Below are 23,633 nucleotides of genomic sequence, written 5' to 3' on the forward strand. Positions count from 1 at the left end.
CTCGGGGTTGGGCGGTGCTCGCAATGCTCATGTATTCGAATACATTCCGCTTGCTGCGCTCCGGCCGCCCCCGACCTGCCTGCGCTCGCTACGATTTCTTCACAACTTCTGAGACCACGGGTCGGGAAAGTCAGCCGCATTGAATCGAAAACCTTTTGATCTGTGAGTGGAGCGCTTGCGCGTCGCGTGCGCTGGCGGGCGCGGCGCCGTAGCGCAGAGTGGCGTAGCGGCCGGCGATGGCGCGGATGGCGGCGGCGCTGGCGGGGAAGGCGAGCGCTGCGCGCGTAGCATAGTCGGCTGGCCCCTCCCAGGGCAACCGCGGCAGGCCGGCGCGCGCCAGCTTGCGCTCGAAGCGCTGCCAGGCGCGCTGCAGGGGGTCGGCCGGCAGGGTGCGGCGCTGGGCCCACCAGGCCAGGGCCGCGAGCACGGTGCCGATGGCGATCAGCAGCACCATGCCGAGCTGGCGCCAGTCGTCGGGCGTGAGCCCGAGGCGCTGCAGGAACGAGCGCTGGGTCTTCTGATCGTAGCCGAGCACCCATTGATTCCAGGCGTTGCCGAGAAACTCCCAGCGGTCGCGCAGGGTCTTGAGCCAGCCCAGGTCGGGGCGCAGCAGCAGCGGCAGTGCGGCGTCATCGGGCAGGGCGGCGGCCAGACCACCGTCGATCCGCAAGGGGGCGGCGGCAGCGGTCGGGTCGATGCGTCGCCAGCCCTCGCCGGCCAGCCACACTTCGGCCCAGGCATGGGCATCGGACTGGCGCACCACCAGGGTATTGTCGAAGGGATTGATTTCGCCGCCCTGGTAGCCGGTGACGACACGCGCCGGCACGCCGGCGGCGCGCATCAGCACCACGAAGGCGCTGGCAAAGTGCTCGCAGAACCCTTGCCGGGTGTCGAACAGGAAGGCGTCGGCGGTGTCGAGGCCGAGGCGCGGGGGACGCAGGGTGTACATCAGCCCGGCCTGGCGCAGCCAGTCGATGGCGGCGGTGACCACAGCCTCGGGTTGGCCATGGCGTTGGCGCAGTGTTTCGCCCAGCGCGCGGGTGCGCGGGTTGCCGCTGGCCGGCAGCGCCAGCGCGGGGATCAGCTGCCCGGCGGCCAGGTCGGTGCCGACCGGGCTGTCGGGATAGGCGGTGGCGGCATAGCGCATGCGCTGGTGCACCGGCTGGCGGGCGAGGACGGTCAGCGTGTCGGTGTACAGCGCGTCGGCGATGCCGGCGCCGGGGTAGTCGAGCGCCAGCAGCCAGCGCCGGTTGTGCGCTTCGAGGGTGAGCACGTAGTCGTAGGCCGTGCCGCGCGGGGTGTAGGCCGGCTGGCTGGCGGTGCGCGGCGGCGGGGCGGTCCATCGGCGACCGTCGAAATCGACGAGCACCGGGCCGCGCCAGTAGCGTTGGGCCGGCGGCGGCGGGGCGCCGGCAAAATCGGCCCGGAAGGCGATCTCGCCCGATTGGCTCAGCGAACTGATGGCGCCGGGTTCCATATGATCCGACAGGCCGGTGCGCCCCGAGAAGGCATCGGCCGGCAGGCCCCACAGCGGCCCGGGAATGCGCGGGAAGAGAACGAACATCACAACCATCAGCGGCAGCGCCTGCAGCATCAGCAGGCCGGCGGTGCGCACTTGGGCGCTCGGGCGCTGGCGGCTGTGCAGGCTGAGCAGGGTGGTCGTGGCGAGCCAGGCGCCGAGGAGCGCACCGGCGCCGGTGAGCGGAGACTGGGTGTCGAGAAACAGCCCCAGCTGCAGGAAGAAGCACAGCAGCACCAACACCTGGATGTCGCGCGGGCGGCGGCATTCCAGGTACTTGAGGCCGAGCATCAGCACCAGCAGCGCGATGCCTGCCTGCTGGCCGAAGAGCGTGCCGTACTGGGTGAGGATCAACACGCCGGCGCCGAGGGCCAGCAGCGGTGCGAGCAGGCGCGGGACCGGGACCGCGCCCTTGAAGCGGGTGCTGGCCACCCGCCACAGCAGGATCAGCGCGGCCAGCGCACCGAGCCAGAGCGGCAGGCGGGGCAGGTGGGGCAGCAGGGTGGCGCCGGCGCAGAGGGCGGCCCAGTGCAGTTGTCCGGCGCTCAGCGCGGGGTCAGCGGCCGGGCGGGACATGTTCATCCTGGCCGTATAGCGCCAGCGCGCGCAGGCAGCGGTGGAGGTGCTGGGCGCCGCGGTCGGGCCCGAGCCGGGTACCGGGCAGGCTCAGGGTCCAGCTGTTGTTGCTGCGTGCGGCGTCGACCACCCAGCGCGCCAGCCGTTGCAGGCGCGCTTCGTCGTTCAGCGCGGGCGGCAGCTGTTGCCAGTCGAAAAACAAGGGGCCGGCGCTGCCACCCTGGAAATGCTTGGACACCAGCGTGCCGCTGCGGGCGACGGCCTTCCAGGCGATCTGGCGCGGCGAGTCGGTGGGGCGGTGGGCGCGCAGGCCGGCGAACTCGTCCACGCCCGAGGCCATGGGGGCGCTGCGGGTCGTGCCGTCGCCGGCGGGCGGTGGCGGGGGATGTTCTTCGAGCGCGGGGTAGACGAGCAACTGGATGTCGGGGGTGGTCACGCTCCAGGCGCGGATCAGGCCGAGCGGGTAGACCGTCTCGAGCGTGACACGGCCGATGGCCTGCCAGCCGCGGGCCGTGGTGGGGACCGAGAGCCCGACGGTGAGGTGGCCGCCGGGCGGCAGGTCGACGGTGACGGCGTTGTCGGCATTGCGGATGCGAATGGCCTGGCGTGGGCGGTTGCGCTGGTGGCGCAGGGCGAGGCCGAAGCAGCCGGGCTCGCCGCAGTGCACCGGCGGGGTGGGGCCGGCGTCGATGTCCAGGTGAATCAGCGTGCGAAAGGCGTGGAAAATGCTGGCGATGCCGACGCCGGCGAGCAGGAAGGTGAGAGCGAAGCCGAGGCTCAGGGTGTAGTTGATCGAGGCGGTCAGCATGGCCATCAGGGTCAGCCCGAAGACCCAGCCGGCGCGCGTGGGCAGGACGAAGACCCGGCGCTGTGGCAGGCGCAGGGGCAGGGGCTCGGCCGTGCGCACGCGCAAGAGCCGACGATCGACCGCCTGCAGCAGGCGCGATCGCCAGGTGTTTGGCGCGGTGCGGTCGTTCAAGGCAGGGGCACGCGCTCGATCAGGGCGCGGCAGCGTGCCTGTGCGGCAGCGACGGAGTGATCGAGGCCCAGCCGGTGGCCGGCCACGGGGGCAAAGATGTGCTGGATGTCTTCGGGCAGCACATGTTCGCGCCGGTCGAGCCAGGCCCAGGCGCGCGCGGCGCCGATGATGCCGAGCCCGGCACGCGGGCTGAGGCCGGGCGTTTCGCTGTCGCGGCGGCTGGCTTCGAGCAGGGCCTGGACATAGTCGGCGATTGGGCCGGACACATGGATGCGGGTGCACGCCTGCTGCATGCCGATCAGGGTGTCCGCATCGATGATGGGCGCCAGCGCGGCGAGCAGGTCCTGGCGGTCTTCGCCGAGCAGCAGGGCGCGCTCGGCGGCAGGGTCCGGATAGCCGAGCTGCAGGCGCATGAGGAAGCGGTCGAGCTGGCTTTCGGGCAGCGGGAAGGTGCCGACCTGGGTGCTCGGGTTCTGGGTGGCGATGACGAAGAACGGTGCGGGCAGCGGGTAGGTGCTGCCGTCGGCGGTGATCTGCCGCTCTTCCATGGCTTCGAGCAGCGCGCTTTGCGTCTTGGGTGTCGCGCGGTTGATCTCGTCGGCGAGAATCAGCTGGGCAAAGATCGGCCCACGATGGAAGTGGAAGCCGTTGGCGCTGCGGTCGAACACCGACACGCCGAGGATGTCGGCCGGCAGCAGGTCGCTGGTGAACTGGATGCGCTGGAAGGCCAGGCCGGGCAGGCGGGCGAGCAGGTGGGCGAGTGTGGTCTTGCCGACACCGGGCACGTCTTCGATCAGCAGATGGCCGCGCGCGAGCATGCAGCACAGGGCCAGACGCAGTTGCGGCGTCTTGCCGAGGAGAATCGTGCCGGCGCGCGCCAGCAGGGTATGCGCAAGGTCAACAGTCATGCAAAGCCGGTTGGGAAAATGAGGGGTTCAGAGGATAATGAATCGAAAAAATTCTACAAAACTTGAATCGCCCGACAGGCCACGGATACTCAGTCACAGGGAAGGGGGGATATGACAGCGACGGCGTTCATCACTCACAAGGATTGCTGGTTGCACGAGATGGGGCCCTACCACCCCGAGTGCGCCGACCGGCTCTCCGCCATCAATGATCGGTTGATTGCCGCCGGGCTGGATTTGTTCCTGGCCTTTCATGATGCACCTGTTGCAACGGTCGAGCAGCTTGCCCGCGCGCATCCGCGCGAGCATGTCGAGTCGATGTTGGCCAATGTGCCCGAGAGCGGCATCCGCCACCTCGACCCGGATACCGCCGTCTGCCCCGATTCCATGAAGGCCGCCGTGCGCGCCGCCGGTGCCGGCATCCTGGCGGTCGACCTGGTGATGTCCAAAGCGGTGGAAAACGCCTTCTGCGCGGTGCGCCCGCCCGGTCATCATGCCGAAAAGGCCAAGGCCATGGGCTTTTGCTTTTTCAACAACGTGGCGGTGGCCGCGCATCATGCGATGGCCGAACACGGGCTGGAGCGCGTGGCGATCATCGACTTCGACGTGCACCACGGCAACGGCACGGAAGACATCTTCAGCGACGATCCGCGGGTGCTGATGGCCAGCATCTTCCAGCATCCGTTCTATCCCTACAGCGGCACCGACAACCCGGCGCCGAACATGATCAACGTCCCGGTGCCGGCGGGCACGCGCGGCGACGTTTTCCGCCAGATCGTCGCCGACACCTGGCTGCCGGCGCTGCGAGCGCACAAACCGCAGCTGATCGTGATCTCGGCCGGTTTCGATTCGCATTACGAAGACGACATGGGGTCGCTCGGTCTGGTCGAGGCCGACTACATCTGGGTGACGGAGCAATTGCGCGCGCTGGCGACCGAACATGCCGAGGGGCGCATCGTGTCCATCCTCGAAGGCGGGTATGCGCTGTCATCGCTGGCGCGCTCCGTGGTCGCGCATATCAAGGCGATGGCCGACATCTGAAATCGAGTGTCATGACAGCCGCGGCGGGCGTTGCAGCGCCCGCGCGCCGGCCATATCGTGCCGGTGCCGCGCGGCGCGATTCGGGTACAATGCGCTTTTGCTTTCTGGCCCGACTTTCCCATGATTACCGGATCCATTGTCGCCATCGTCACCCCGATGCATGAGGATGGCAGTCTCGATTTCGACAGTTTTCGTTCGCTGATCGACTTTCATGTGCGCGAGGGCACCGATGGCATCGTCGTCGTCGGCACCTCGGGTGAATCGCCCACCGTCGATGTCGACGAGCACTGCGAACTCATCCGTGTTGCCGTCGGACATGCCGCCGGGCGTATTCCCGTCATCGCCGGAACCGGCGCCAATTCGACGGCCGAAGCCATCGAGCTGACGCGCTTTGCCAAGAAGGCCGGCGCCATGGCCGGCCTGTCGGTCGTGCCTTATTACAATCGCCCCGGTCAGGAAGGCATGTATCGCCACTTCCGGGCCATTGCCGAGGCCGAAGACCTGCCGGTGATCCTGTACAACGTGCCGGGGCGGACGGTGGCCGATCTGGCCAACGACACCACCTTGCGTCTGGCCGAAGTGCCCAACATCATCGGCATCAAGGACGCCACCGGCAACATCGGTCGCGCCTGCGACCTGGTGGCGCGCGCGCCGGCAGACTTCGCGCTCTACACCGGCGACGACATGACCACGCTGGCCTTTCTGCTGATGGGCGGGCACGGCTGCATCTCGGTGACCGCCAACGTGGCGCCGAAGATGATGCACGACATGTGCGTGGCCGCGCTCGCGGGCGATGTCGCCACGGCGCGGGCCATCAACCAGAAGCTGCTCGGCTTGCACGGCGAGTTGTTCTGCGAGGCCAATCCGATCCCGGTGAAATGGGCAGTCAATCAGCTCGGTCTGATCGGCCCCGCCCTGCGCCTGCCGCTGACGCCGTTGGGCGAAGCCAACCATGACCGGGTGCGCAACGCGATGCGTGCGGCCGGGCTGTCCGTTTAATCCGATAGGTAGTCATCACGATGCAGCGACGTCACACCGCGACCCTTTCCGTGCTGGCCGCCAGCCTGCTGCTGGCCGGCTGCAATGGCATGATCGAAACCAAGAAGATCGATTACAAGAGTGCTGCCAAGGCGCCCACCCTGGAGGTGCCGCCCGACCTGACGGTGCCCAACCGCAACGACCGCTATGCCGTGCCCGATACGGCCGGCAAAGGCAGCGCCACCTTCTCGACCTACAACGCCGAGCGCGCTGCGCCGGCCGGGGCGGGCGAAGCGCGCGAAGTGCTGGGTGCCGAGTCGGGCATGCATGTCGAGCGCGCCGGCTCGCAACGCTGGCTGGTCGTCAAGAAGTCGCCGGAAGAATTGTGGCCCGAGCTGCGCAATTTCTGGATTGAACTGGGCTTCATCCTCAACGTCGATTCGCCCGAGATCGGCGTGATGGAAACCGACTGGGCCGAAGATCGCGCCAAGATCCCGCAAGACATCATCCGCAGGACCATCGGCCAAGTGCTCGACGGCCTGTACTCGACGCCGGAGCGCGACAAGTTCCGCACCCGTATCGAGAAGGGGCGCGAGCCGGGTAGCGTCGAGGTGTACATCAGCCACCGCGGCATGATGGAAATCTACGAAAACGAGTCGAAAGCCACCACCGTGTGGCAGCCGCGTCCGGCCGATCCGGAACTCGAAGCCGAAATGCTGCGTCGCCTGATGGTGCACCTGGGCGCCGAAGAGAAGCGTGCCGAGCAGGCCGTGGCGGTTGCGCCGCAGGCCGAGCAGGCGAAGCTGACGAACGCCTCGGGTCAGACGCAGTTGGTGGTCGACGAGCCCTTCGACCGCGCCTGGCGCCGGGTCGGCCTGGCGCTCGACCGCATCGGCTTCACGGTGCAGGACCGCAACCGCTCCGAAGGCGTGTACTACGTGCGCTACATCGACCCGGAGCTCGACAACGCCACCAAGAAGCCCGAAGGCTTCCTGGCCAAGCTCGCCTTCTGGCGCAGCGACGACAAGCCGGCGGTGTCGGGCAGCGAGTACCGGATCCAGGTGGCCGGCGATCAGGCCGACCGCAGCCGGGTCCGTGTGCTGACCAAGGAAGGTGGCGAAGACACCTCCCAGACCGCCAGCAAGATTCTCGGACTGTTGCACGACCAGTTGAAATGATCCGTTTCGCCTCGCTGGGCAGCGGCAGTCGCGGCAACGCGCTGCTGGTCCAGGCGGGGCGAACGCGCCTGCTGATCGATTGCGGTTTCGGACCCCGGGTGCTGGCGCAGCGTCTGGCCCGTCTGGGTGTCGTGCCCGAGCAGATCGACGCTGTGCTCCTCACCCACGAGCACAGCGACCATGTGGCCGGTGTCGGCGCGCTGGCGAAGCGCTTCTGCTGCCCGGTCTATCTTTCTCCCGGTACCCGGCGGGCGCTCGAGCGCCGGCAGCATGCCGTTCCTCATCTGCGCGAGTTCGAGGTGTCGGCCGCGTTCCCCATCCAGGACTTCCAGGTCCGGCCCTATGCCGTGCCGCATGATGCGGCCGAGCCCACCCAGTTCGTGCTCGATGCCGAAGGGCTCTCGCTAGGGATATTGACCGACGCAGGGCGCGTGACCGATGCCATGCGCAAGGCCCTGGCTGGCTGTGCCGGCTTGATGCTCGAGTTCAATCATGACGCGACGATGCTGGCCAACGGCCCGTATCCGGCGCGGCTGAAAAACCGAATCGCCGGCGGGCAGGGGCATCTCGACAACGATACCGCGTCGGACCTGCTCCGGCAGCTTCATCGCGGTTCGCTGCAAGCGGTGCTGGCAGCGCATCTGAGCGAAACCAACAATCATCCGGCGCAGGTGGCGAAGCAGCTTGGCGAGGTGCTCGGGGATAATCCCGTTGCCTGGCAGATTGCCTCGCAGGCGGCCGGCTCCGACTGGATGACGCTGCAAGGCTGAAAACAAAACACCCCGCCGAGGCGGGGTGTTTCGCTGGTGCAGCGTGCTGCTTACTGCTTTTGTGCCTCGGCCGGCTTGTCGCCAGCAGCGGCGTCTTTGGCAGCCTCGACGGCGGCGCCGGCAGCGTCCTTGGCGGCAGCAGCAGCGTCGGTCGCGGCTTCGCCAGCGGCGGCTGCGCCTTCCTTGGCGGCTTCCATGGCCTGGCCAGCGGCTTGCTGGGCGGAGTCGGCAGCAGCAGCGGCAGAGTCGGCGGCAGCGGCGGCGCTGTCCTTCGGTGCCTCGGCCGGCGCTTCAGTGGCGGGGGCCGGCGCTTCGACGGCCGGCGCGGTTGCCGGAGCCTGCTCTTCTTGTTTACCGCAAGCGGACACGGCCAGAGCGACGAGAGCGGCGACGAGGAGCGAGTTCTTCATAATCCAATAACCTTTATTTTGTTGGGCATGGCTTTGACGTTGATCCCGCTTGAAAGCGGGACGCCAAAAAATACTAGCATGGGCTCTATGCGATTCAAGAGGGATGTTGCTATGCGGCAACTTCATTTAACGGCCGAAAGGCCTAGTTCCAGCGCCCTTGTTGGGGTTTTGGCAGATCAGCTAAATTGTTTCAGATTGTGCGGTGTGTCGAGGTGGGCGCGGGACGCGGTGTGGAGGAGGTGGCGGGCTGTGCGGCCATTGCGTGTGCCGCATCCAAGGATTGATGTCGACCGAGGGGTCGCTACAATACCGCCTTTTTCTCCGCTCGCCGACCATGCCCATCGCCATCATTGAATCGCTCGACAACGAAGGTCGCGGGATCGCCCGTTCGCCGGAAGGCAAGGCGGTTTTCATCGAAGGGGCACTGCCGGGCGAAGAGGTCGAATATACCGTCTTTCGTAAAAAGAAGACCTATGAACAGGCGCATATCGGCAAGATCATCCGTGCCAGCGCCCAGCGAGTGACGCCCAGGTGCGCGTTTTTCGCCAAATGCGGCGGCTGCTCGATGCAGCATCTCGATTCGCTGGCGCAGGCGGCGGTCAAGCAGCGGGTGCTCGAAAATGCGCTTTGGCACATCGCGCGCCTCAAGGCGCAGATCGTGTACCCGACCATCGTCGGCGCGCCATGGGGCTACCGCTATCGTGCCCGCATCGGCGTGCGGGACATCCCGTCCAAAGGCGGGGTGCTGGTGGGGTTTCACGAACGGCGCAGCAGCTACATCGCCGACATGACCTCGTGTCAGATCCTGCCGCCGCACATCTCGGATCTGCTGCCGAAGCTGCGCGAGCTGATTGCCGGGCTGTCGATCCCCGACCGCATTCCGCAGATCGAGATCGCCGTCGGCGACACCGAGACGGTGCTGGTCTTCCGCAACCTGGTCGATATCACGCAGGCCGACGACATGCGCTTGCGCGCCTTTGCCGAGGCCCATGCCCTCCAGGTCTGGCTGCAGCCCGGGGGGCCGGCAACGGCGTTTTGCCTGCACCCGGCCGACGCGCCGCCACTGACCTACAGCTTGCCGGAGTTCGATGTCACGCTGACTTTCCGGCCCAATGATTTCACCCAGGTGAATGTCCCGATCAACCGCGTGCTGATGCGTCGTGCCATGCATCTGCTCGATCCGCAGCCGGGCGAGCGCATTGCCGATCTGTTTTGCGGACTGGGCAATTTCAGCCTGCCCATCGCCCGCTCCGGCGCTACCGTGATCGGCATCGAAGGCAGCGATGCGCTGGTTGCCCGGGCCGCGGAAAACGCCCGTGCCAATGGCTTGGCGGACCAATGTGAGTTCCATGCCGCCAATCTGTTCGAAGCGACCGAAGACAGTATTGCCGCGCTCGGCAAGCTGGACAAACTGCTCATCGATCCGCCGCGCGATGGGGCCATGGCCGTGGTCAAGGCCCTCGGTGCGGATGCCCCGGGCCGGATCGTTTACGTCTCGTGCAATCCAGCGTCGTTGGCCCGCGATGCGGCCGTGTTGGTGTATGAGAAAGGCTATCGGCTCAAGGGCGCGGGCATCGCCAACATGTTCCCGCAAACCTCGCATGTCGAGTCGATCGCGCTGTTCGAGCGCGACTGACGCCACAGGCGCAATCGGCTATACTCCGGCCGCGTCTGCGACGGGGCAGGCTTACGGAAGCGTGGCAGAGTGGTCGATTGCACCGGTCTTGAAAACCGGCAAGGGGCAACCCTTCGTGAGTTCGAATCTCACCGCTTCCGCCATCCGTTCATCCAGCGCGGCATTTGGCCGCGTTTCCATTTCCTTGGCATCCATCTTTCAATAGCGCACATGGCCGGTCCGGCGCGGTATGGCATGCCAGGGTTGAACGGTCGGATTTTCCGGCGCGCGTGCCGGGCGGCTTAGCTCGGGAGGAGGCAGGGATGAAGCGGGTGCTGATAGTCGATGATGACCGGGTGATTCTGAACCTGCTCGCCGAAGGGCTGCGCGACCTGGGCTACGAGGTCATGACGGCCGCGACAGGCGAGGAGGCGCTGGCGCAGGTGGCGGCTGGCGCTTTCGATCTGGCCGTGCTCGACATGCGCATGCCCGGCATGCCGGGGTTGGCGCTGGCCCGCGCGCTGCGCGAGCAAGGGGGCCCGCCTTTCGTCTTCCTCTCGGCCTTCGGCGACGCCGCCATCGTCCAGGAGGCGGCGGAGGCCGGCGCGATGGGGTATCTGATCAAGCCGGTGGACGTGCCGCAGTTGGTGCCCTTTCTCGAAGCCTCGATGGCGCGCGCCAAGGAAATGGCGCAGCTTCGCACTACCACCGGTCATCTTGAACAGGCGCTGTCGGTCGAGCAGAAGACGCGGACGGCGGTCGGCATCATCATGGTGCGCAAGGGGCTGGATCGTCAGCAGGCCTTCGACTTCCTGCGTGCGCAGGCGCGGTCGCAACGGCGCAAGATCGGCGATCTGTCCGAAGACCTGATCGCCGCCGTCGAGGGGACCAACCGGATTCTGCTCGATTCCTGATTGCCGGGGGCTTCCGCTTCACGGGCGCCTGTGTCAGGCTCGACGCCGAATTGCGCATGCTGCACGCAAGGGGCCGTCGCAGACGGACCTTGCCGAGGCGCCGGGCCGAATCCCCGCCCGATCGCCGTGTCGCGCAACGGCATGGCCGGCCGCCGTGCCGGCATGAATGGGCCTGAACCTCGCCCGCCCCTCTATCACCGTATCGGCCGGCGCCGGCGCAAGCGTGCCGACGAGCGCCGCCGCCAGGAAGGACCATGTTGGGCAGATTGACGGTTGCCGAACGGCTCGGCTTGGGTTTTGGCTTCGTGCTGCTGTTGCTCGTGTCTTCGGTGGTGCTGGGCCTGAACCGGCTGGCCGCACTCAACGAGACGGTCGACCGCGTGGTGACGCGGGAGCGCGAAAACACCGCGCTCGCCAACCGGACGCTCGATCTGATGAACGAGCAGACGCAGGACACCTTGCTACTGTTTCACGAGGCGGATCCGGCGGCGGTGCGAGCGCGCATCGCGGCGCGGGTCGACCTCATCGGCGCGACGATCGAACAGCTCGACACGCAACTCGACCATGCGCCCAGTCGGCGCCTACTGGCGCAGGTGCGCGAGGAGCGCAAGGCCTATGTCGCGTCGTTTCTCGAGGCGTCGCGGCTTCGGACGGCGGGTCGCCGCGCCGATGCTCTGCGCACCATCCTGACCGAGACGGTGCCACGCCTGGATGGCCTCAAGGCGTCGATCGGCACGCTGATCGCCATGCAGGACACGGTGTTGCACGAGACAGCCAACCGCTCGCTCGCGACCTTCGAGCATGCGCGCAGATTGCTGACGGTCTTTCTGGTGGTGGCGGTGATCGCGGCACTGATGCTGTCGGGCTGGATCATCCGCGCCGTCATCCGGCCGCTCGGCGGCGAGCCGGAGACCGTCCGCGCCGTGGTCGAGCGCATTGCCGCTGGCGACCTGGATAGCCCGATCCCCCTGCGCACGCATGATCGCGACAGCCTGCTCGCTGCGATGCAGACGATGCAGCACAACCTGCGACGGCTGATCGATGAAAGAACGCGTGGGGAGCAGGCGCTGCGAGACAGCCAGCTGCGCTTCCAGGGCCTGATCGAGACCTTCCGCGACTGGGTATGGGAGGTGGACGAGGCCTGGCGCTACACCTACGTCAGCCCTCAGATCCGGCAGATCCTCGGCTATTCGCCGGACGAGCTGATCGGCAAGACACCGTTCGACCTCATGCCGCCCGACGAGGCCGGCCGGGTGCGCGCACTGGCCGATGCCGCCCGGGCGGCGCTCCATCCCATCGTGGCGCTGGAGAACGTGAATTGGCACAAGAGCGGCCGCCGCGTGGTGCTCGAGAGCAGCGGCCAGCCGTTTTTCGATGGGCAGGGCCGGCTGCTCGGCTACCGGGGCGTGGACCGGGAAATCACCGATCGCAAGCAGGCCGAGGCGGCCCGCCTGGCCGAAGCGGAGCGCTTGCGCGACGCGCTGGTGCGCGAGGTGCATCATCGCATCAAGAACAATCTGCAGACCGTGATCGGGCTGCTGCGACGCGAGGCGGACAAGCGGCCCGATGCGCGCGCGTCGATCGAATCGGCGATCGCTCAGGTGCAGGCGGTGGCGGTGGTGCATGGCCTCTACGGGCAGGTGACGCGGCATAGCGTGATGCTGTGCGAGCTGGTGCCGGCGGTGGTGAACAGCGTGTCGGAGCTGAGCGGCGTGCCGATCCACCTGGCGGGGCTGTCGCGCGCCGACGGAAATCTACTCATCCGCGAGAGCGAAACCGTGGCGGTGGCGCTGGTGCTCAACGAGCTGATGACCAATGCGGTGAAACATGCAGCGCCGGACGCCACCGGTGCGCCGCCGCGGGTCACCATGCACCGCCATGGCCAGGGCGCGCACGTGTCGATCGAAAACCCCGGCCGGCTGGCGCCCGATTTCGATTTCGACGCGCGACGCGGGATCGGGACCGGCCTGGGCCTGGTGCGTGCACTGATTCCGGTGCCCGGCATGCAGGTGTCGTTTCACCAGGCGGACGGTTGGGTTCGCGTCGAGGTGGGCATCGATGCGCCGGTCGTGACCGCCGCACCACGCCCTGGCGAGTAGCCCGTTGGGCCGTCCCGGGGGCGGGGCGTGCGGAAGGTCACGGCGGGCGGCGATATTCCCGAAGCGAATTTTTACCAGACGCTGGCGTATGGGCTAAAGTATGCCCCGGGACCGCCGATTCAATACCCACTGTGCGCGGTCTCATGGCAACTCGTATCAGACCCGTACGCCCCGGGCGGCCCATTCCCCGCCGCCCTGGCCGTTGCTGCCGCCTAGACTGACGCGGCGAGTCTTTGCCGGGCCCACTTCCTGCCCTCCGTGTCGTTCGCGCTGAACCCCTTCCGGACCCTGCCATGGGCCGGCCGGCGCTGCTCTGAGGGCTGACCACCATGTTTGGACGACTCACCATCGCGCTGCGGCTCACGCTGGGCTTCGGCGTGTTGCTGTGCCTGCTGTTGCTGGCCGTGGCGCTGGGGCTCAACCGCCTCGCATCGCTCGAAGGCATGGTCGAGCGCATCGTGGATGTCGATTGGCGCAAGACCGAGCTGGCCAACGACACCATGGATTTGATGAACGCCAACACCCGCGAAACCTTCCTGCTGTTTCATGCGGCGGACCCGGCGCCGGTCCGTCAGCGTATCGCGGCCAACGTCAAGGCCATCACTGCCTTGATCGACGAACTCGATGGCTTGCTCTACCTGCCGGAAGGCAAGGCGATGCTGGCCGAGATCCGTGGCAAGCGCAAAACCTATGTCGACTCGTTTCTAGAAGTCTCCAGGATGCTCGAAGCGGGCGCGCGCGAGGACGCCTCGCGCCGCATGGCGAGCGAGACGGTGCCGGCGCTCGACGCCCTGTTGGCTTCGGTGGATCGCCTGATCGACCTGCAAGGCCGCATCCTCGAGCAAAGCGGGGCCGCCGCCAAGGCCAGCTATGCCAGTGCGCGCAATCAACTGCTGGCTTTCCTCGGTGTGGCGGTGGTGCTGGCGCTGGTGTTGACGCGATGGATCGTGATGGCCGTGACGCGGCCGCTGGGTGGCGAGCCGGACGAAGCGAAGGCCGCGGTCGACACCATTGCCCGGGGCGATCTGAGCGTCGATATCGCGGTGAGAGATGGCGATACGCACAGCCTGCTGGCCGCATTGCGCACCATGCAGGGCAATCTGCGCCAGATGATTCGCGACCTGACCGACAACGCCAACAGCGTTGCCGGCGCGGCCGAGCAACTGGCGGCCGCTTCGGCGCAGATCGCCAGCAGCTCGGCCCATCAGAGCGACGCCGCCGCCAGCATGGCCAGCGCCGTCGAGCAGATGACGGTCAGCATCGGCCAGGTCACCGACAGTGCCGGCGAGGCGCGTGAAGTGACGCGCGATGCCGGTGGGCTGTCGCAGGCCGGCAGCGAGGTCATCGTCCGCACGGTGGCCGAGATGGAGGGTATCGCCCGGACCGTGTCGGAGGCCGCGCGCACCATCCAGGCGGTGGGCGACAGCTCGCAGCGGATCTCGCATGTGGTGCAGGTCATCCGCGAGGTGGCCGAGCAGACCAATCTGCTGGCGCTCAATGCCGCCATCGAGGCAGCGCGCGCCGGCGAACAGGGGCGCGGTTTCGCGGTGGTGGCCGACGAGGTGCGCAAGCTGGCCGAGCGCACCGCACAGGCGACCACCGACATCAGCGACATGATCGGCACCATGCAATCCAGCTCGGGCGCGGCGGTGAGCACCATGGAGCAGGCCGTGAAGCGGGTCGGCGACGGCGTCGATCTGGCGACCCGGGCGGGCGAGTCGATGCAGGCCATCAGCGGCGGCACGCAGCAGGCGGTAGCGGCGGTGAACGAGATATCCAGCGCCTTGCGCGAGCAGAGCGTGGCCAGCAACGAGATTGCCGCCAATGTCGAGCGCATTGCGCAGATGTCGGAGGAGAACAGCGCCGCCACCCGGCAGGCCCATGCCACGGCGGCGCAGCTTCAGGCGCTGGCCGACAGCACGTTGAATGCGGTGCGCGCCTTTCGTCTTTGAGCGTCGGTGCGGCATGGCGCCGGTGCCTGGGACGGGGGCCCATGACGAGAAGTATTGAGGCCAGTCAATATGGGGAGCGAAAATTCTCTGCTAGTCTTTGGTCGTAGTATCCAGGATGGGGTTTGCCGTGGTCGTTTCGACCGAGATACTCACCTGTTGTCCGATGTGAGGCGGAGGTTATTGTTGCTGAGAGTTTGCTGTAACGACGTATTTATGCGGTGTTTGGCAACTCTGTCGAGATGTCGCTCGGGTGCGCTGCGCTCGTGCCGGCGCTTCGTCCGTCTGCGATTCAACTTTTCATGAACATACGACTTTCGTTTTATGTCATGGCTTGTTTGGTGGCCTTGGTATCGGCCGCTGCCGGCTATTGGCAGTTGGCCGACAGCCGGGACAAGCAGAAGGCCGTCGAATGGATTCAGGCGGCCAACCGGCTGGCCGACGTGGCGCAGCAGACCAGTGCGGCGCTGGCGATGGAGCGGGGCATCACCGCGGCCATTCTCGCCAACCCGGCCGCTGCTCAAGCCTCGATGCTGGACGAAATGCACCGTGTGCGTGCCGCGGTGGATGCGCGCCATGCCCGACTCGATGCGACGGCGGCATCCCTGGCCCGGCGCGACGCAACCCATCCCGTCTTCGCGAAGCTGCACGAGCTGCCGCTGGACCCGCCCCGCATGGCGTCCCTCCGGGCGCAGGTCGACGCGCGCCTGAGCGGCGAGGACAACGGGCTCGATGCCGACCGGTGGATCGCGCTGATGACGCAGCGCATCGGCAGCCTGCAGGATCTGGCGGCGATCAGCATGCAGCCGTTGCGTGGCAATCGCTACACGCTGGCCTCCGCGCTGGTCATCAAGGATGTGCTGTTTACCCTCAGCGAATACGCCGGACGCGAGCGCGCGGCCATCGGCGTGGCCATTGCCGGTCATGCGCCCTTGAGCGCGTATGCGTGGCGCACGCTGGAGGATCAGCGGGTGGTGGCCGACCGGGCACGGCAACGTGCCGAGGCCATCCTGGCGCACCTGCCGGGCACGCCGCAACTGATGCAGGCACGGCTGCGCTTCGAAGCCGACTACCTGGGCCGCTATGAGGCGCTGCGCGCGCAGATCATGGCCCGCAGCCTGGCCGGCGAGCCCTATCCGGTGGACGCCGGAGAGTGGTATCGCGAGGCCACCAACGGAGTCGACGCCATTCTCGGATTGTCCTCGGCGCTGAGCGCCCAGTTCGACGCGGACATCGCCCAGCTGCGCACCCATGCCGTCAATACCCAAGGCATGCTGATCCTGCTGTTCATGGCCATGGCCGTGTTGTTCGGTGTGGCCGTGCAAGGCGTGCGCCGTCGCGTGCTGCATCCGCTGCTGACACTGGAGCGTGCGGCGGCAACCATCGCCGCGGGCGATCTCACCCAGGCGCTGCCGGCACAGCGGCCCGACGAACTGGGCCGGCTCGGCGAGGCCTTCGAACGCATGCGCCAGACCCTGCTGGCCGACCGGCACCAGCGCGAGCGCGACACCGAGGCGCTGCGCAAGCTCGATGCGCTGATCGAGCAAAGCGCCAGTGCGATGATCGTCACCGACGCGCATGGCGTCATCGAGTATGCCAACACGCCATTCACCGCCATCACCGGCTACACGCGCGAGGAGGCCATCGGTCGCAAGGCCGGCTTCTGGCGTTCCGAGCGCACCGCCGCCGCCTTGTACCGCGAGATGTGGGAGGCCGCGCTGAGCGGCAAGGTGTGGGAAGGCGAGATGATCAACCGGCGCAAGAACGGCGAGTTGTACTGGGCTTCGATGCTGCTCAGCCCGGTCACTGACGACACGGGGCAGATCACGCATTTCATCAGCATCCAGAGCGACATCAGCGAACGCCGGCGCATCGAGGAGCGGCTCAACTTCCTGTCTGCCTACGACGAACTGACCGGCCTGCCCAACCGTAGCCTGCTGGCCCAGCGCTTTGCCGAGATCCATGCGGAGGCCGAGCACCGGGGGACGATGATCGGCTTCATCACCATCGGCATCGGCCGCTTCAAGCGCATCAACGACAGCCTCGGGCGCGACGTGGGCGACCAGTTGCTCAAGGTGATCGCCCAGCGGCTGGGCGACTGCGTGGCGGCGGGCGACACGGTGTCGCGCCACGGCGGCACCGAGTTCGTGGTGATGACGCCCGAACTCCTGCTGCGCGACACGCTGCACGAAAAAGTCACGCGCATCATCGAGACCTTGAACCTGCCCGTCGTCATCCAGGGCGAACGCCTGCAGCCGAGCATCAACGCCGGCGTCAGCATGATGCCGCAGGACGGGGGGAATCTCGACGTGCTGCTGCGCAAGGCCACCATCGCCCTGCACCATGCCGAGCGCCACGGCCTCGGCGTCTGCCTGTGCACCGAAGCGCTCGACCAGGATGCCCAGGAACGGCTGGCGCTCGAGGGCGCGCTGCGCAGCGCGCTGGAGTCCTGTGCGCTCGAACTGCACTACCAGCCCAAGGTGGATCTGATCACCGGCCGCATCGTCGGCGTCGAGGCCCTGGCGCGCTGGGCGCACCCGCTCACCCACGAGCAGGTGCCGCCGTCGCGCTTCATCCCGATCGCCGAAGAGAGCGGGCTGATTCAGCATCTGGGCGCCTGGGCGCTGCGCCAGGCCTGTCTGCAGAACAAGGCCTGGCTCGATGCCGGGCTGCCGCGCATCGTGGTGGCGGTCAACCTCTCGGCCAACCAGTTGAGTCAGCCGAACCTGGTCGAGGCCGTGGCCGAGATCCTGCGCGAAACCGGTCTTCCGCCCTCGCTGCTCGAACTCGAACTGACCGAAAGCGCGCTGATGGAAGACCCCGAGCAGGCCAACGACGTGCTGCGCCGCCTCAAGGCGCTTGGCCTGCGCCTGGCCATCGATGACTTCGGCACCGGCTACTCCAGCCTCGCCTATCTCAGCGAGTTTCCGGTCGACCAGCTCAAGATCGATCGCCGCTTCATCACGCAGATCGCCACCGACGCGGCGTCCGAAGCCATCTCCACCTCGGTCATCGCCCTGGCGCACCAGATGGGCCTGCGGGTCATTGCCGAAGGGGTCGAGACCGAGGAGCAACTCGAATTCCTCAACCGCCACGGCTGCGACGAAATCCAGGGCTACTACTACAGCGCCCCGATGCCCGCCTCGGCCTGCGCCGTGCTGCTGGCCAGCGGCAAGAAACTGATTGCAGCCGACGCCACCGTCGCCCGAACCCTGCTGGTGGTGGACGACGAACCCGCCGTGCTGGCGATGATGACGCTCGCCCTCGACGGTCAGGGCTACCGCGTGCTCACCGCCCGCAGCGCCCGCGAAGCGCTGGCCCTGCTGGCCAGCAACGAGGTGCAAGTCCTCGTCACCGACCAGCGCATGCCCGACATGGACGGCGCCGAGCTGCTTGCGCGGGTCGGCACCCGCTACCCCGACATGCTGCGCATCGTGATCTCCGGCCATGCCGAATCCGAACTGCTGCATGCCGCGGTGAGCAGTGGCGAGATCTACAAGTTCTTTACCAAACCCTGGGACGAAGCGCGCCTGCGCCACCAGATCCTCGAAGCATTCCGCGACCAGGCCGCCCGCGTCGCGTCGCGCCGGGCGGCTGGCGCGGGGCAGGCCGTGCGCCCGAGCGATGCGGCGCCGATGCCGGTTTCCGAGGCCGAGCCCAAGCGCCGCTGAGCGGCCCCGGCACTGACGCCCTCGCAGCGTTTGGGGGAGGGCGGTTCGGCGCTCAGCGCCCCGCCGGAAAATTCTCCCGCACCCGCTGGCCGATGCGCGCCAGCAAGGCCCGGCCGGCCTCGGCGCCGGGGGAATGGCCGGCGGGCGGGCGGTAGACGAGGTGGATGCGCGTGTCCTCGCCGGCGCCCAGTTGATACAGACCGATGGTGAGCGGGCAAAGGGCGATGTTTTCGGCCGTCTCGCGCACCAGCCGGGCCGCCACCTGCACGCTGCAGAAGGCGAAGACTTCGGCATGGCGATACACCGCCGCACCGTGGTGCACATCGGCATCGGTGCGTGTCAGCATGGCGCCGAAATTGCTCACCGAGGCCACGCGCAGGCCTTCGTCGATGATCGCGTCGTCGAGCGCGATGCGGGCGGTGGCGTAGTCGTCGGTGGGCAGGCGCTGATGGACGATGTCGTCGGCCCGCGCCGGTGTGCCGAGGGCGAGTGTCAGGCTCAAGGCGGCGAGTAGTTGCGGCAGTCGGGGCATGGCGGTTTCCCGAAAGTGGAGCGTCGATTCTACCGGCGCTGGCAAAAAAAGACGGCGCCCGAAGGCGCCGTTCAAGTCGAGGGAGATCGTCTGCTCGTGTGGGTTTAGAAGAAGACGATGCCCCCGAGGGAGATGGTGCGCGTCTTCAGATCGCCGTTGCCGCCGGAGTTGATGGCGTCCGGGCCGGTGGCCTTTTCCTGGTTGTATTCGGCCACCAGGGTGATGTACTTGTTGAGCGTGTGATAGACGCCCAGCGTGGTGCCGCGGAACTTGTTGCTGCCGGTCAGCGTGCCGCCTTTGTCCTTGTTCTCGCCGTAGTTCAGGCCGAGCTTGGTCTTGCCGAACTTGTAGGTGCCTTGCACGAAGTAGCCGGAGCTGTCGGTCTCGCCGTTGGGCGAGTGGAACAGCGCGCCGACGGTCGACAGGCCCAGGCCCTTGCCGTTGAAGCCGTAGGCCATCGCCTCGAACTGGCCGAAGGCCATCTTGGCGCCGAGCTCGAAGCCGCGGGCGCTGAAGGTGTCGGTGTTCGACAGGCCTTCGTCGGTGCTCTGATGGATCAGGCCGGCCCACACCGAGCCCGGGTTGTTGCCTTTCCAGTCATAGCTGGCGATGGCTTGCAGGCCCGGGGTGGAGGTTTCGCCGCTGCCGATGAAGTCGCTCGGCTGGAAGATGCCGACAGAGGCCGAGAAGCCGCTCATGTCCGGCGTGGTGTAGGTGATCTGCGGCTGGAAGCCGGTGTACATGTAGCCGTGGCCGATCATGCCGAAGGTGGTGTTGAACGGGATCGAGGCGTTGGTGTTGCCGCCCAGGCCGAGCAGGGTCATGTCGGAGAGGATCACCTTCTGGCCGAACAGGCCGATGTCGCGACCGATCTTGACCGTGCCCATGTCGGCGTTGCCGAACTGGAAGTACAGGTTGCGCACGTCGATCTGCGAGTACGGGTCCTGGCGGCCGCTGCCGCTCTTCGAGATCGGCAGGCCGACCACGCTCGAATCGTTGTTCAGGCCCGGGGCGAAGCCCACGTGTGCCTTGATGTCCAGCCCTTCGGCCTTGGTGGTGAACACGAAGTTGATCCAGCCCGGCAGCAGCCCGTTGGTGATGCCCGAGTTGTTGACCTTGCCGCGATCGTCCTCGGCGGTGCGGAAGGCGTAGAAGCCGTTGACCGTGGCGTTGATGTCCAGCGTCTTGTCGCCTTCGCTGAAGCTGACCGCGCCGGCGGTGCCGGATGCAGCGATGAGGGCCACGCCGATGGCGCGAGCGATGAGCGTTTTTTGCATGTGATCGTCTCCGATACTTAGTCTTTATTGAATGTCCGCGACATTGCGCGGTCGCCTCCCTGTGGCGGATGTGCTCCACCCCGTCACGGCGCGAACGATCAGTCGCGATCTTCGTGCCCGCGCCGCGAGCACTGCTCGTTTCATCAGGCGAAACGAGCGCAAAGCCCGCATCGATGCGGGTTTTCGCCAGCGGGTCATTCAAAAGGGGTGCGCGGCCGCGGCCGGGCGGCTGTCCAGCAAATGGACAGTGGTGCTGCGCGATGGGGCAGGTGCCCGGCCGGCGGGGTGACGCATGCCAGTTCTGCGGCACACGAAAACACCGGCCGCGCCACGACGGCGAAGGCCTGCGCGGGCAACTTGCCCATCGCCGTGGGCGGACGCTATGGTGAAGCGTCCCCGGACTGAGCACCGGAGCTTCGCATGGCGCAGCCGCCAGGCCCCGAAAATCACGATGACGCTGGCAGACTCCTGCGGCAGGTCGATGCCGTGGTGGGCGAGTTGCGCCCGGGGGCGCGGCTGCAGGCCGGGCTCGACAGTCTGCTCGATCGGGATCTGGGGCTCGATAGCCTGGCCCGGGTCGAATTGCTGGCGCGTGTCGAGCGCGAGTTCGAGGTGCAGCTGCCGTCCGAGGTGCTCGGCGAAGCGCTGACGCCGCGCGAGGTGCTGGCCGCGGTGGTGAGCGCCGGCTACCGGCCGCGGCCGGCGGCCCCCGACGAGGCGCGCATGGCCGCGCCGGCGCGTGCCGACGGCCTGCCCGAGGCCGCACCGCGCCTGATCGACGTGCTCGAGTGGCATGTGGCGCGCCATCCCGAGCGCACCCATGTGAGCTTCTACCGCACGCCGGACGCGACCGAGCCCCTGAGCTACGGCCAGCTGGCCGAGGCCGCCGGCAGCATCGCCGCCGCGCTGACCGCCGCCGGTGTGCGGCCCGGGGCCTGCGTGGCGTTGATGCTGCCCTCGGGGCTCGATTTCTTTCGCTGCTTTTTCGGCATCCTGATGGCCGGCGCCGTGCCGGTGCCGATGTATCCGCCGTCGCGCCCCGCGCAGCTCGAAGACCACCTCAATCGCCAGGCCGGCATCTTGCGCAACTGCGAGGCGCCGGTGCTGATCACCTTCGACCAGGTGCGCCCGCTGGCGCGCATGTTGACCGGGCTCTCACCGAGCTTGCGCACTGTGCTCACTCCCGCCGACCTCGATGCCCCGCCCATGGCGCCGGTGGCCACCGATGCCGAAGATCTCGCGCTGATCCAATACACCTCGGGTTCCACCGGCGACCCCAAGGGCGTGATGCTCAGCCATCGCAACCTGCTGGCCAACATCCGCGCCTGGGGGCGGGCGGTGGGGCTGGGCTCGACCGATGTCGCCGTCAGCTGGCTGCCGCTCTATCACGACATGGGGCTGATCGGCGCCTGGCTGGGCAGCCTCTACCACGGCTGCCCGCTGGTGCTGATGTCGCCGCTCGACTTCCTCGCCCGGCCCGAGCGCTGGCTGTGGGCCATCCACCGCCATCGCGGCACGGTGACCGCGGCGCCCAATTTCGCCTTCGCACTATGCGTCAAGCGCCTCGCCGACAAGACGCTGGACGGGCTGGACCTGTCCTCCTGGCGGCTCGCGGCCAACGGCGCCGAGCCGGTCAATGCCGACACGCTGGACCGCTTCGCGCAGACCTTCGCTCGCTACGGCCTGCGCCCGGAGGCGCTGGCGCCGGTCTATGGCCTGGCCGAAGCAACGGTTGGCCTGTGCGTGCCGCCGCCGGGGCGCGGCGTGCGCATCGACCGCGTGGCGCCCGAGCCGATGCGCACCCGCGGCCTGGCGGAGCCGGTGCCCGATAGCGCCGAGGCGCTGCGCTTCATCGCCTGCGGCCAGCCCTTGCCCGACCACAGTCTGCGCGTGGTCGATGGCGACGGCCGCGCGCTGCCCGAGCGACGTGTCGGCCGGCTCGAATTCCGCGGCCCCTCGGCCACCCGCGGCTACTACCGCAACCCGGCCGCCAGCGCCAAGCTGTTCGATGGCGACTGGCTGGTGACCGGCGACTACGCCTACCTGGCCGATGGCGAGCTCTACATCACCGGCCGCGAGAAAGACCTGATCATCCGCGGCGGGCGCAACTTCTACCCCTACGATCTGGAGCAGGCTGTCGGCGAGCTGGCCGGCGTGCGCAAGGGCTGCGTGGCGGTCTTCGGCGTGGTCGATGTGCAGGCGGCGGACGAGCAACTGGTGGTGGTGGCCGAAACCCGCGAGACCGATGCCGAGCGACGCGCGGCGCTCGAGCAGCGCATTGCCGGCGCCGCCGTCGAGCAGATCGGCATCCCGCCGGACGTGGTGGTGCTGGCGCTGCCGCATTCGGTGCTCAAGACCTCCAGCGGCAAGCTGCGCCGCGCGGCCGTGCGCGAGGCCTACCTGAACGACACGCTGGGCGCCTCGACCCGACCGCCCTGGCTACAGGTGCTGCGCCTGCAGACGGCCAGTCTGGCCGGGCAGCTGCGCGGACTGGCCCGGCGGGCGGGCGGATGGTGCTACGGCGCCTGGGTGTGGGCCGCCTTCTGGCTACTCGCGCCGCTCGCCGCGCTGGCCATCTTCGTGTTGCCGAGCGTCGGCGCGCGCTGGCGCGCAACGCATCGCCTGGCGCGCGCTTTCCAGACGCTCAGCGGCTGCCCGATGACGGTGAGCGGTCTCGACAACTTGCCGGACGGCCCGGTGCTGCTGGTGGCCAACCACGCCAGCTACGCCGACGGGCTGGTGCTCGGTGCCGCCTTGCCATCGCCGGTGGCCTTCGTGGCCAAGGGGGAATTCAAGGGCAACCCGGTGATGCGGCCGCTGTTCGAGCGCATGGGCGCGCATTTCGTGTCGCGCTTCGATTCGCGTCAGGGCGTGGGCGATCTCAAGCGCCTTGGCGACATCGCGCGCCAGCCGCCGCCGCTGCTGTTCTTTGCCGAGGGCACCTTCGGCAGCAGCCCGGGGCTGCGCGGGTTCCGGCTCGGCGCTTTCCAGATCGCCGCGCAGCACGGGCTGCCGGTGGTGCCGGTGGCCATCGCCGGCACCCGCCAGGTGTTGCCGGCCGGCTCATGGCGCCCACGGCGTGGCCCGCTGCGCGTCACCGTCTGCCCGCCAGTGTCGCCGCAGGGCGAGGGCTGGCACGACATGCTCGAACTGCGCGATGCCGTGCGGCAGGCCATCCTGGCGCATTGCGGCGAGCCGGACGCCGGCGGTGGGTGAGGGC

At 67.8% G+C, this 23,633-nt stretch carries 16 protein-coding genes and 1 tRNA gene; 11 read left to right on the forward strand and 6 right to left on the reverse strand.

Annotation, left to right across the window (positions count from 1 at the left end):
- Window positions 1-130 precede the first annotated feature (130 nt).
- From I8J34_RS09965 to I8J34_RS09975, 3 genes are read right to left on the reverse strand one after another with little or no spacing between them, the layout of a single operon-like run.
- Window positions 131-2,095 (reverse strand): transglutaminase TgpA family protein, encoded by a 1,965-nt coding sequence (locus I8J34_RS09965; RefSeq protein ID WP_214361250.1) that lies wholly within the window; start codon window positions 2,093-2,095, stop codon window positions 131-133.
- Complete coding sequence (locus I8J34_RS09970) at window positions 2,076-3,074, reverse strand: DUF58 domain-containing protein (protein WP_214361251.1); 999 nt, start codon at window positions 3,072-3,074, stop codon at window positions 2,076-2,078. Before I8J34_RS09970 ends, I8J34_RS09965 begins: the two co-directional genes overlap by 20 nt.
- Window positions 3,071-3,982 carry an AAA family ATPase gene (locus I8J34_RS09975; RefSeq protein WP_214361252.1) on the reverse strand — a complete coding sequence of 304 codons (912 nt, stop codon included), beginning with the start codon at window positions 3,980-3,982 and terminating at the stop codon, window positions 3,071-3,073. The genes I8J34_RS09970 and I8J34_RS09975 overlap by 4 nt, the downstream gene beginning before the upstream one ends.
- A 111-nt stretch (window positions 3,983-4,093) precedes the next feature.
- Here I8J34_RS09975 and I8J34_RS09980 point away from each other — a divergent pair, with 111 nt between their 5' ends.
- From I8J34_RS09980 to I8J34_RS09995, 4 genes are all read left to right on the forward strand, one after another.
- Window positions 4,094-5,020, forward strand: a complete 927-nt coding sequence (locus tag I8J34_RS09980) for a histone deacetylase family protein (RefSeq protein WP_214361253.1) — start codon at window positions 4,094-4,096, stop codon at window positions 5,018-5,020.
- Window positions 5,021-5,140: 120 nt separating this feature from the next.
- Entirely contained in the window at window positions 5,141-6,019 is an 879-nt protein-coding gene (dapA, locus tag I8J34_RS09985) for a 4-hydroxy-tetrahydrodipicolinate synthase (protein ID WP_214361254.1), read from the forward strand.
- Window positions 6,020-6,039: 20 nt separating this feature from the next.
- Entirely contained in the window at window positions 6,040-7,176 is a 1,137-nt protein-coding gene (gene bamC, locus I8J34_RS09990; RefSeq protein ID WP_214361255.1) for an NlpB/DapX family lipoprotein, read from the forward strand.
- Complete coding sequence (locus tag I8J34_RS09995) at window positions 7,173-7,946, forward strand: MBL fold metallo-hydrolase (RefSeq protein ID WP_214361256.1); 774 nt, start codon at window positions 7,173-7,175, stop codon at window positions 7,944-7,946. Before bamC ends, I8J34_RS09995 begins: the two co-directional genes overlap by 4 nt.
- A gap of 50 nt (window positions 7,947-7,996) precedes the next feature.
- On the opposite strand, the gene I8J34_RS10000 is transcribed toward I8J34_RS09995, so the two are convergent.
- A complete protein-coding gene (locus tag I8J34_RS10000) occupies window positions 7,997-8,356 on the reverse strand; it encodes a hypothetical protein (RefSeq protein WP_214361257.1) in 360 nt (119 codons plus the stop codon).
- 334 nt (window positions 8,357-8,690) lie between these two features.
- Here I8J34_RS10000 and rlmD point away from each other — a divergent pair, with 334 nt between their 5' ends.
- From rlmD to I8J34_RS10030, 6 genes are all read left to right on the forward strand, one after another.
- Entirely contained in the window at window positions 8,691-9,992 is a 1,302-nt protein-coding gene (rlmD, locus tag I8J34_RS10005; protein ID WP_214361258.1) for a 23S rRNA (uracil(1939)-C(5))-methyltransferase RlmD, read from the forward strand.
- 55 nt (window positions 9,993-10,047) lie between these two features.
- Window positions 10,048-10,135, forward strand: a tRNA-Ser gene (locus tag I8J34_RS10010).
- A gap of 159 nt (window positions 10,136-10,294) precedes the next feature.
- The gene (locus tag I8J34_RS10015; protein WP_214361259.1) at window positions 10,295-10,885 is read left to right on the forward strand and encodes an ANTAR domain-containing response regulator; all 591 of its coding nucleotides are present in this window, start codon (window positions 10,295-10,297) and stop codon (window positions 10,883-10,885) included.
- A gap of 254 nt (window positions 10,886-11,139) precedes the next feature.
- Entirely contained in the window at window positions 11,140-12,984 is a 1,845-nt protein-coding gene (locus tag I8J34_RS10020) for a PAS domain S-box protein (RefSeq protein WP_214361260.1), read from the forward strand.
- Between the two features lie 329 nt (window positions 12,985-13,313).
- Window positions 13,314-14,936 carry a methyl-accepting chemotaxis protein gene (locus I8J34_RS10025; protein ID WP_214361261.1) on the forward strand — a complete coding sequence of 541 codons (1,623 nt, stop codon included), beginning with the start codon at window positions 13,314-13,316 and terminating at the stop codon, window positions 14,934-14,936.
- A gap of 299 nt (window positions 14,937-15,235) precedes the next feature.
- Window positions 15,236-18,604: an EAL domain-containing protein gene (locus I8J34_RS10030; RefSeq protein ID WP_214361262.1), complete on the forward strand. Its 3,369-nt coding sequence runs from the start codon at window positions 15,236-15,238 to the stop codon at window positions 18,602-18,604.
- A 52-nt stretch (window positions 18,605-18,656) separates the two neighbouring features.
- On the opposite strand, the gene I8J34_RS10035 is transcribed toward I8J34_RS10030, so the two are convergent.
- On the reverse strand, window positions 18,657-19,136 hold the full coding sequence (locus I8J34_RS10035) for a DUF302 domain-containing protein (RefSeq protein WP_214361263.1): 480 nt from the start codon (window positions 19,134-19,136) through the stop codon (window positions 18,657-18,659).
- A gap of 104 nt (window positions 19,137-19,240) precedes the next feature.
- Entirely contained in the window at window positions 19,241-20,413 is a 1,173-nt protein-coding gene (locus I8J34_RS10040) for a porin (RefSeq protein ID WP_214361264.1), read from the reverse strand.
- Between the two features lie 420 nt (window positions 20,414-20,833).
- Between I8J34_RS10040 and I8J34_RS10045 the strand changes: the two genes are divergently transcribed.
- Window positions 20,834-23,629, forward strand: coding sequence for an AMP-binding protein (locus I8J34_RS10045; protein WP_214361265.1), 2,796 nt, complete (start codon window positions 20,834-20,836; stop codon window positions 23,627-23,629).
- Window positions 23,630-23,633: the final 4 nt, after the last annotated feature.

The organism is Denitromonas iodatirespirans (assembly GCF_018524365.1).
GTDB lineage: Bacteria > Pseudomonadota > Gammaproteobacteria > Burkholderiales > Rhodocyclaceae > Nitrogeniibacter > Nitrogeniibacter iodatirespirans.

Bases quoted from the DNA above. Each gene is read 5' to 3' on its own strand.
- I8J34_RS10025 (WP_214361261.1), top strand. From the start codon at position 13,314: ATGTTTGGACGACTCACCATCGCGCTGCGGCTCACGCTGGGCTTCGGC.
- I8J34_RS09965 (WP_214361250.1), bottom strand. From the start codon at position 2,095: ATGTCCCGCCCGGCCGCTGACCCCGCGCTGAGCGCCGGACAACTGCAC.
- dapA (WP_214361254.1), top strand. From the start codon at position 5,141: ATGATTACCGGATCCATTGTCGCCATCGTCACCCCGATGCATGAGGAT.
- rlmD (WP_214361258.1), top strand. From the start codon at position 8,691: ATGCCCATCGCCATCATTGAATCGCTCGACAACGAAGGTCGCGGGATC.
- I8J34_RS10030 (WP_214361262.1), top strand. From the start codon at position 15,236: ATGAACATACGACTTTCGTTTTATGTCATGGCTTGTTTGGTGGCCTTG.
- I8J34_RS09975 (WP_214361252.1), bottom strand. From the start codon at position 3,982: ATGACTGTTGACCTTGCGCATACCCTGCTGGCGCGCGCCGGCACGATT.
- I8J34_RS10020 (WP_214361260.1), top strand. From the start codon at position 11,140: ATGTTGGGCAGATTGACGGTTGCCGAACGGCTCGGCTTGGGTTTTGGC.
- I8J34_RS10000 (WP_214361257.1), bottom strand. From the start codon at position 8,356: ATGAAGAACTCGCTCCTCGTCGCCGCTCTCGTCGCTCTGGCCGTGTCC.
- I8J34_RS10045 (WP_214361265.1), top strand. From the start codon at position 20,834: ATGGCGCAGCCGCCAGGCCCCGAAAATCACGATGACGCTGGCAGACTC.
- I8J34_RS09980 (WP_214361253.1), top strand. From the start codon at position 4,094: ATGACAGCGACGGCGTTCATCACTCACAAGGATTGCTGGTTGCACGAG.
- I8J34_RS10040 (WP_214361264.1), bottom strand. From the start codon at position 20,413: ATGCAAAAAACGCTCATCGCTCGCGCCATCGGCGTGGCCCTCATCGCT.
- I8J34_RS10035 (WP_214361263.1), bottom strand. From the start codon at position 19,136: ATGCCCCGACTGCCGCAACTACTCGCCGCCTTGAGCCTGACACTCGCC.
- I8J34_RS09995 (WP_214361256.1), top strand. From the start codon at position 7,173: ATGATCCGTTTCGCCTCGCTGGGCAGCGGCAGTCGCGGCAACGCGCTG.
- I8J34_RS10015 (WP_214361259.1), top strand. From the start codon at position 10,295: ATGAAGCGGGTGCTGATAGTCGATGATGACCGGGTGATTCTGAACCTG.
- bamC (WP_214361255.1), top strand. From the start codon at position 6,040: ATGCAGCGACGTCACACCGCGACCCTTTCCGTGCTGGCCGCCAGCCTG.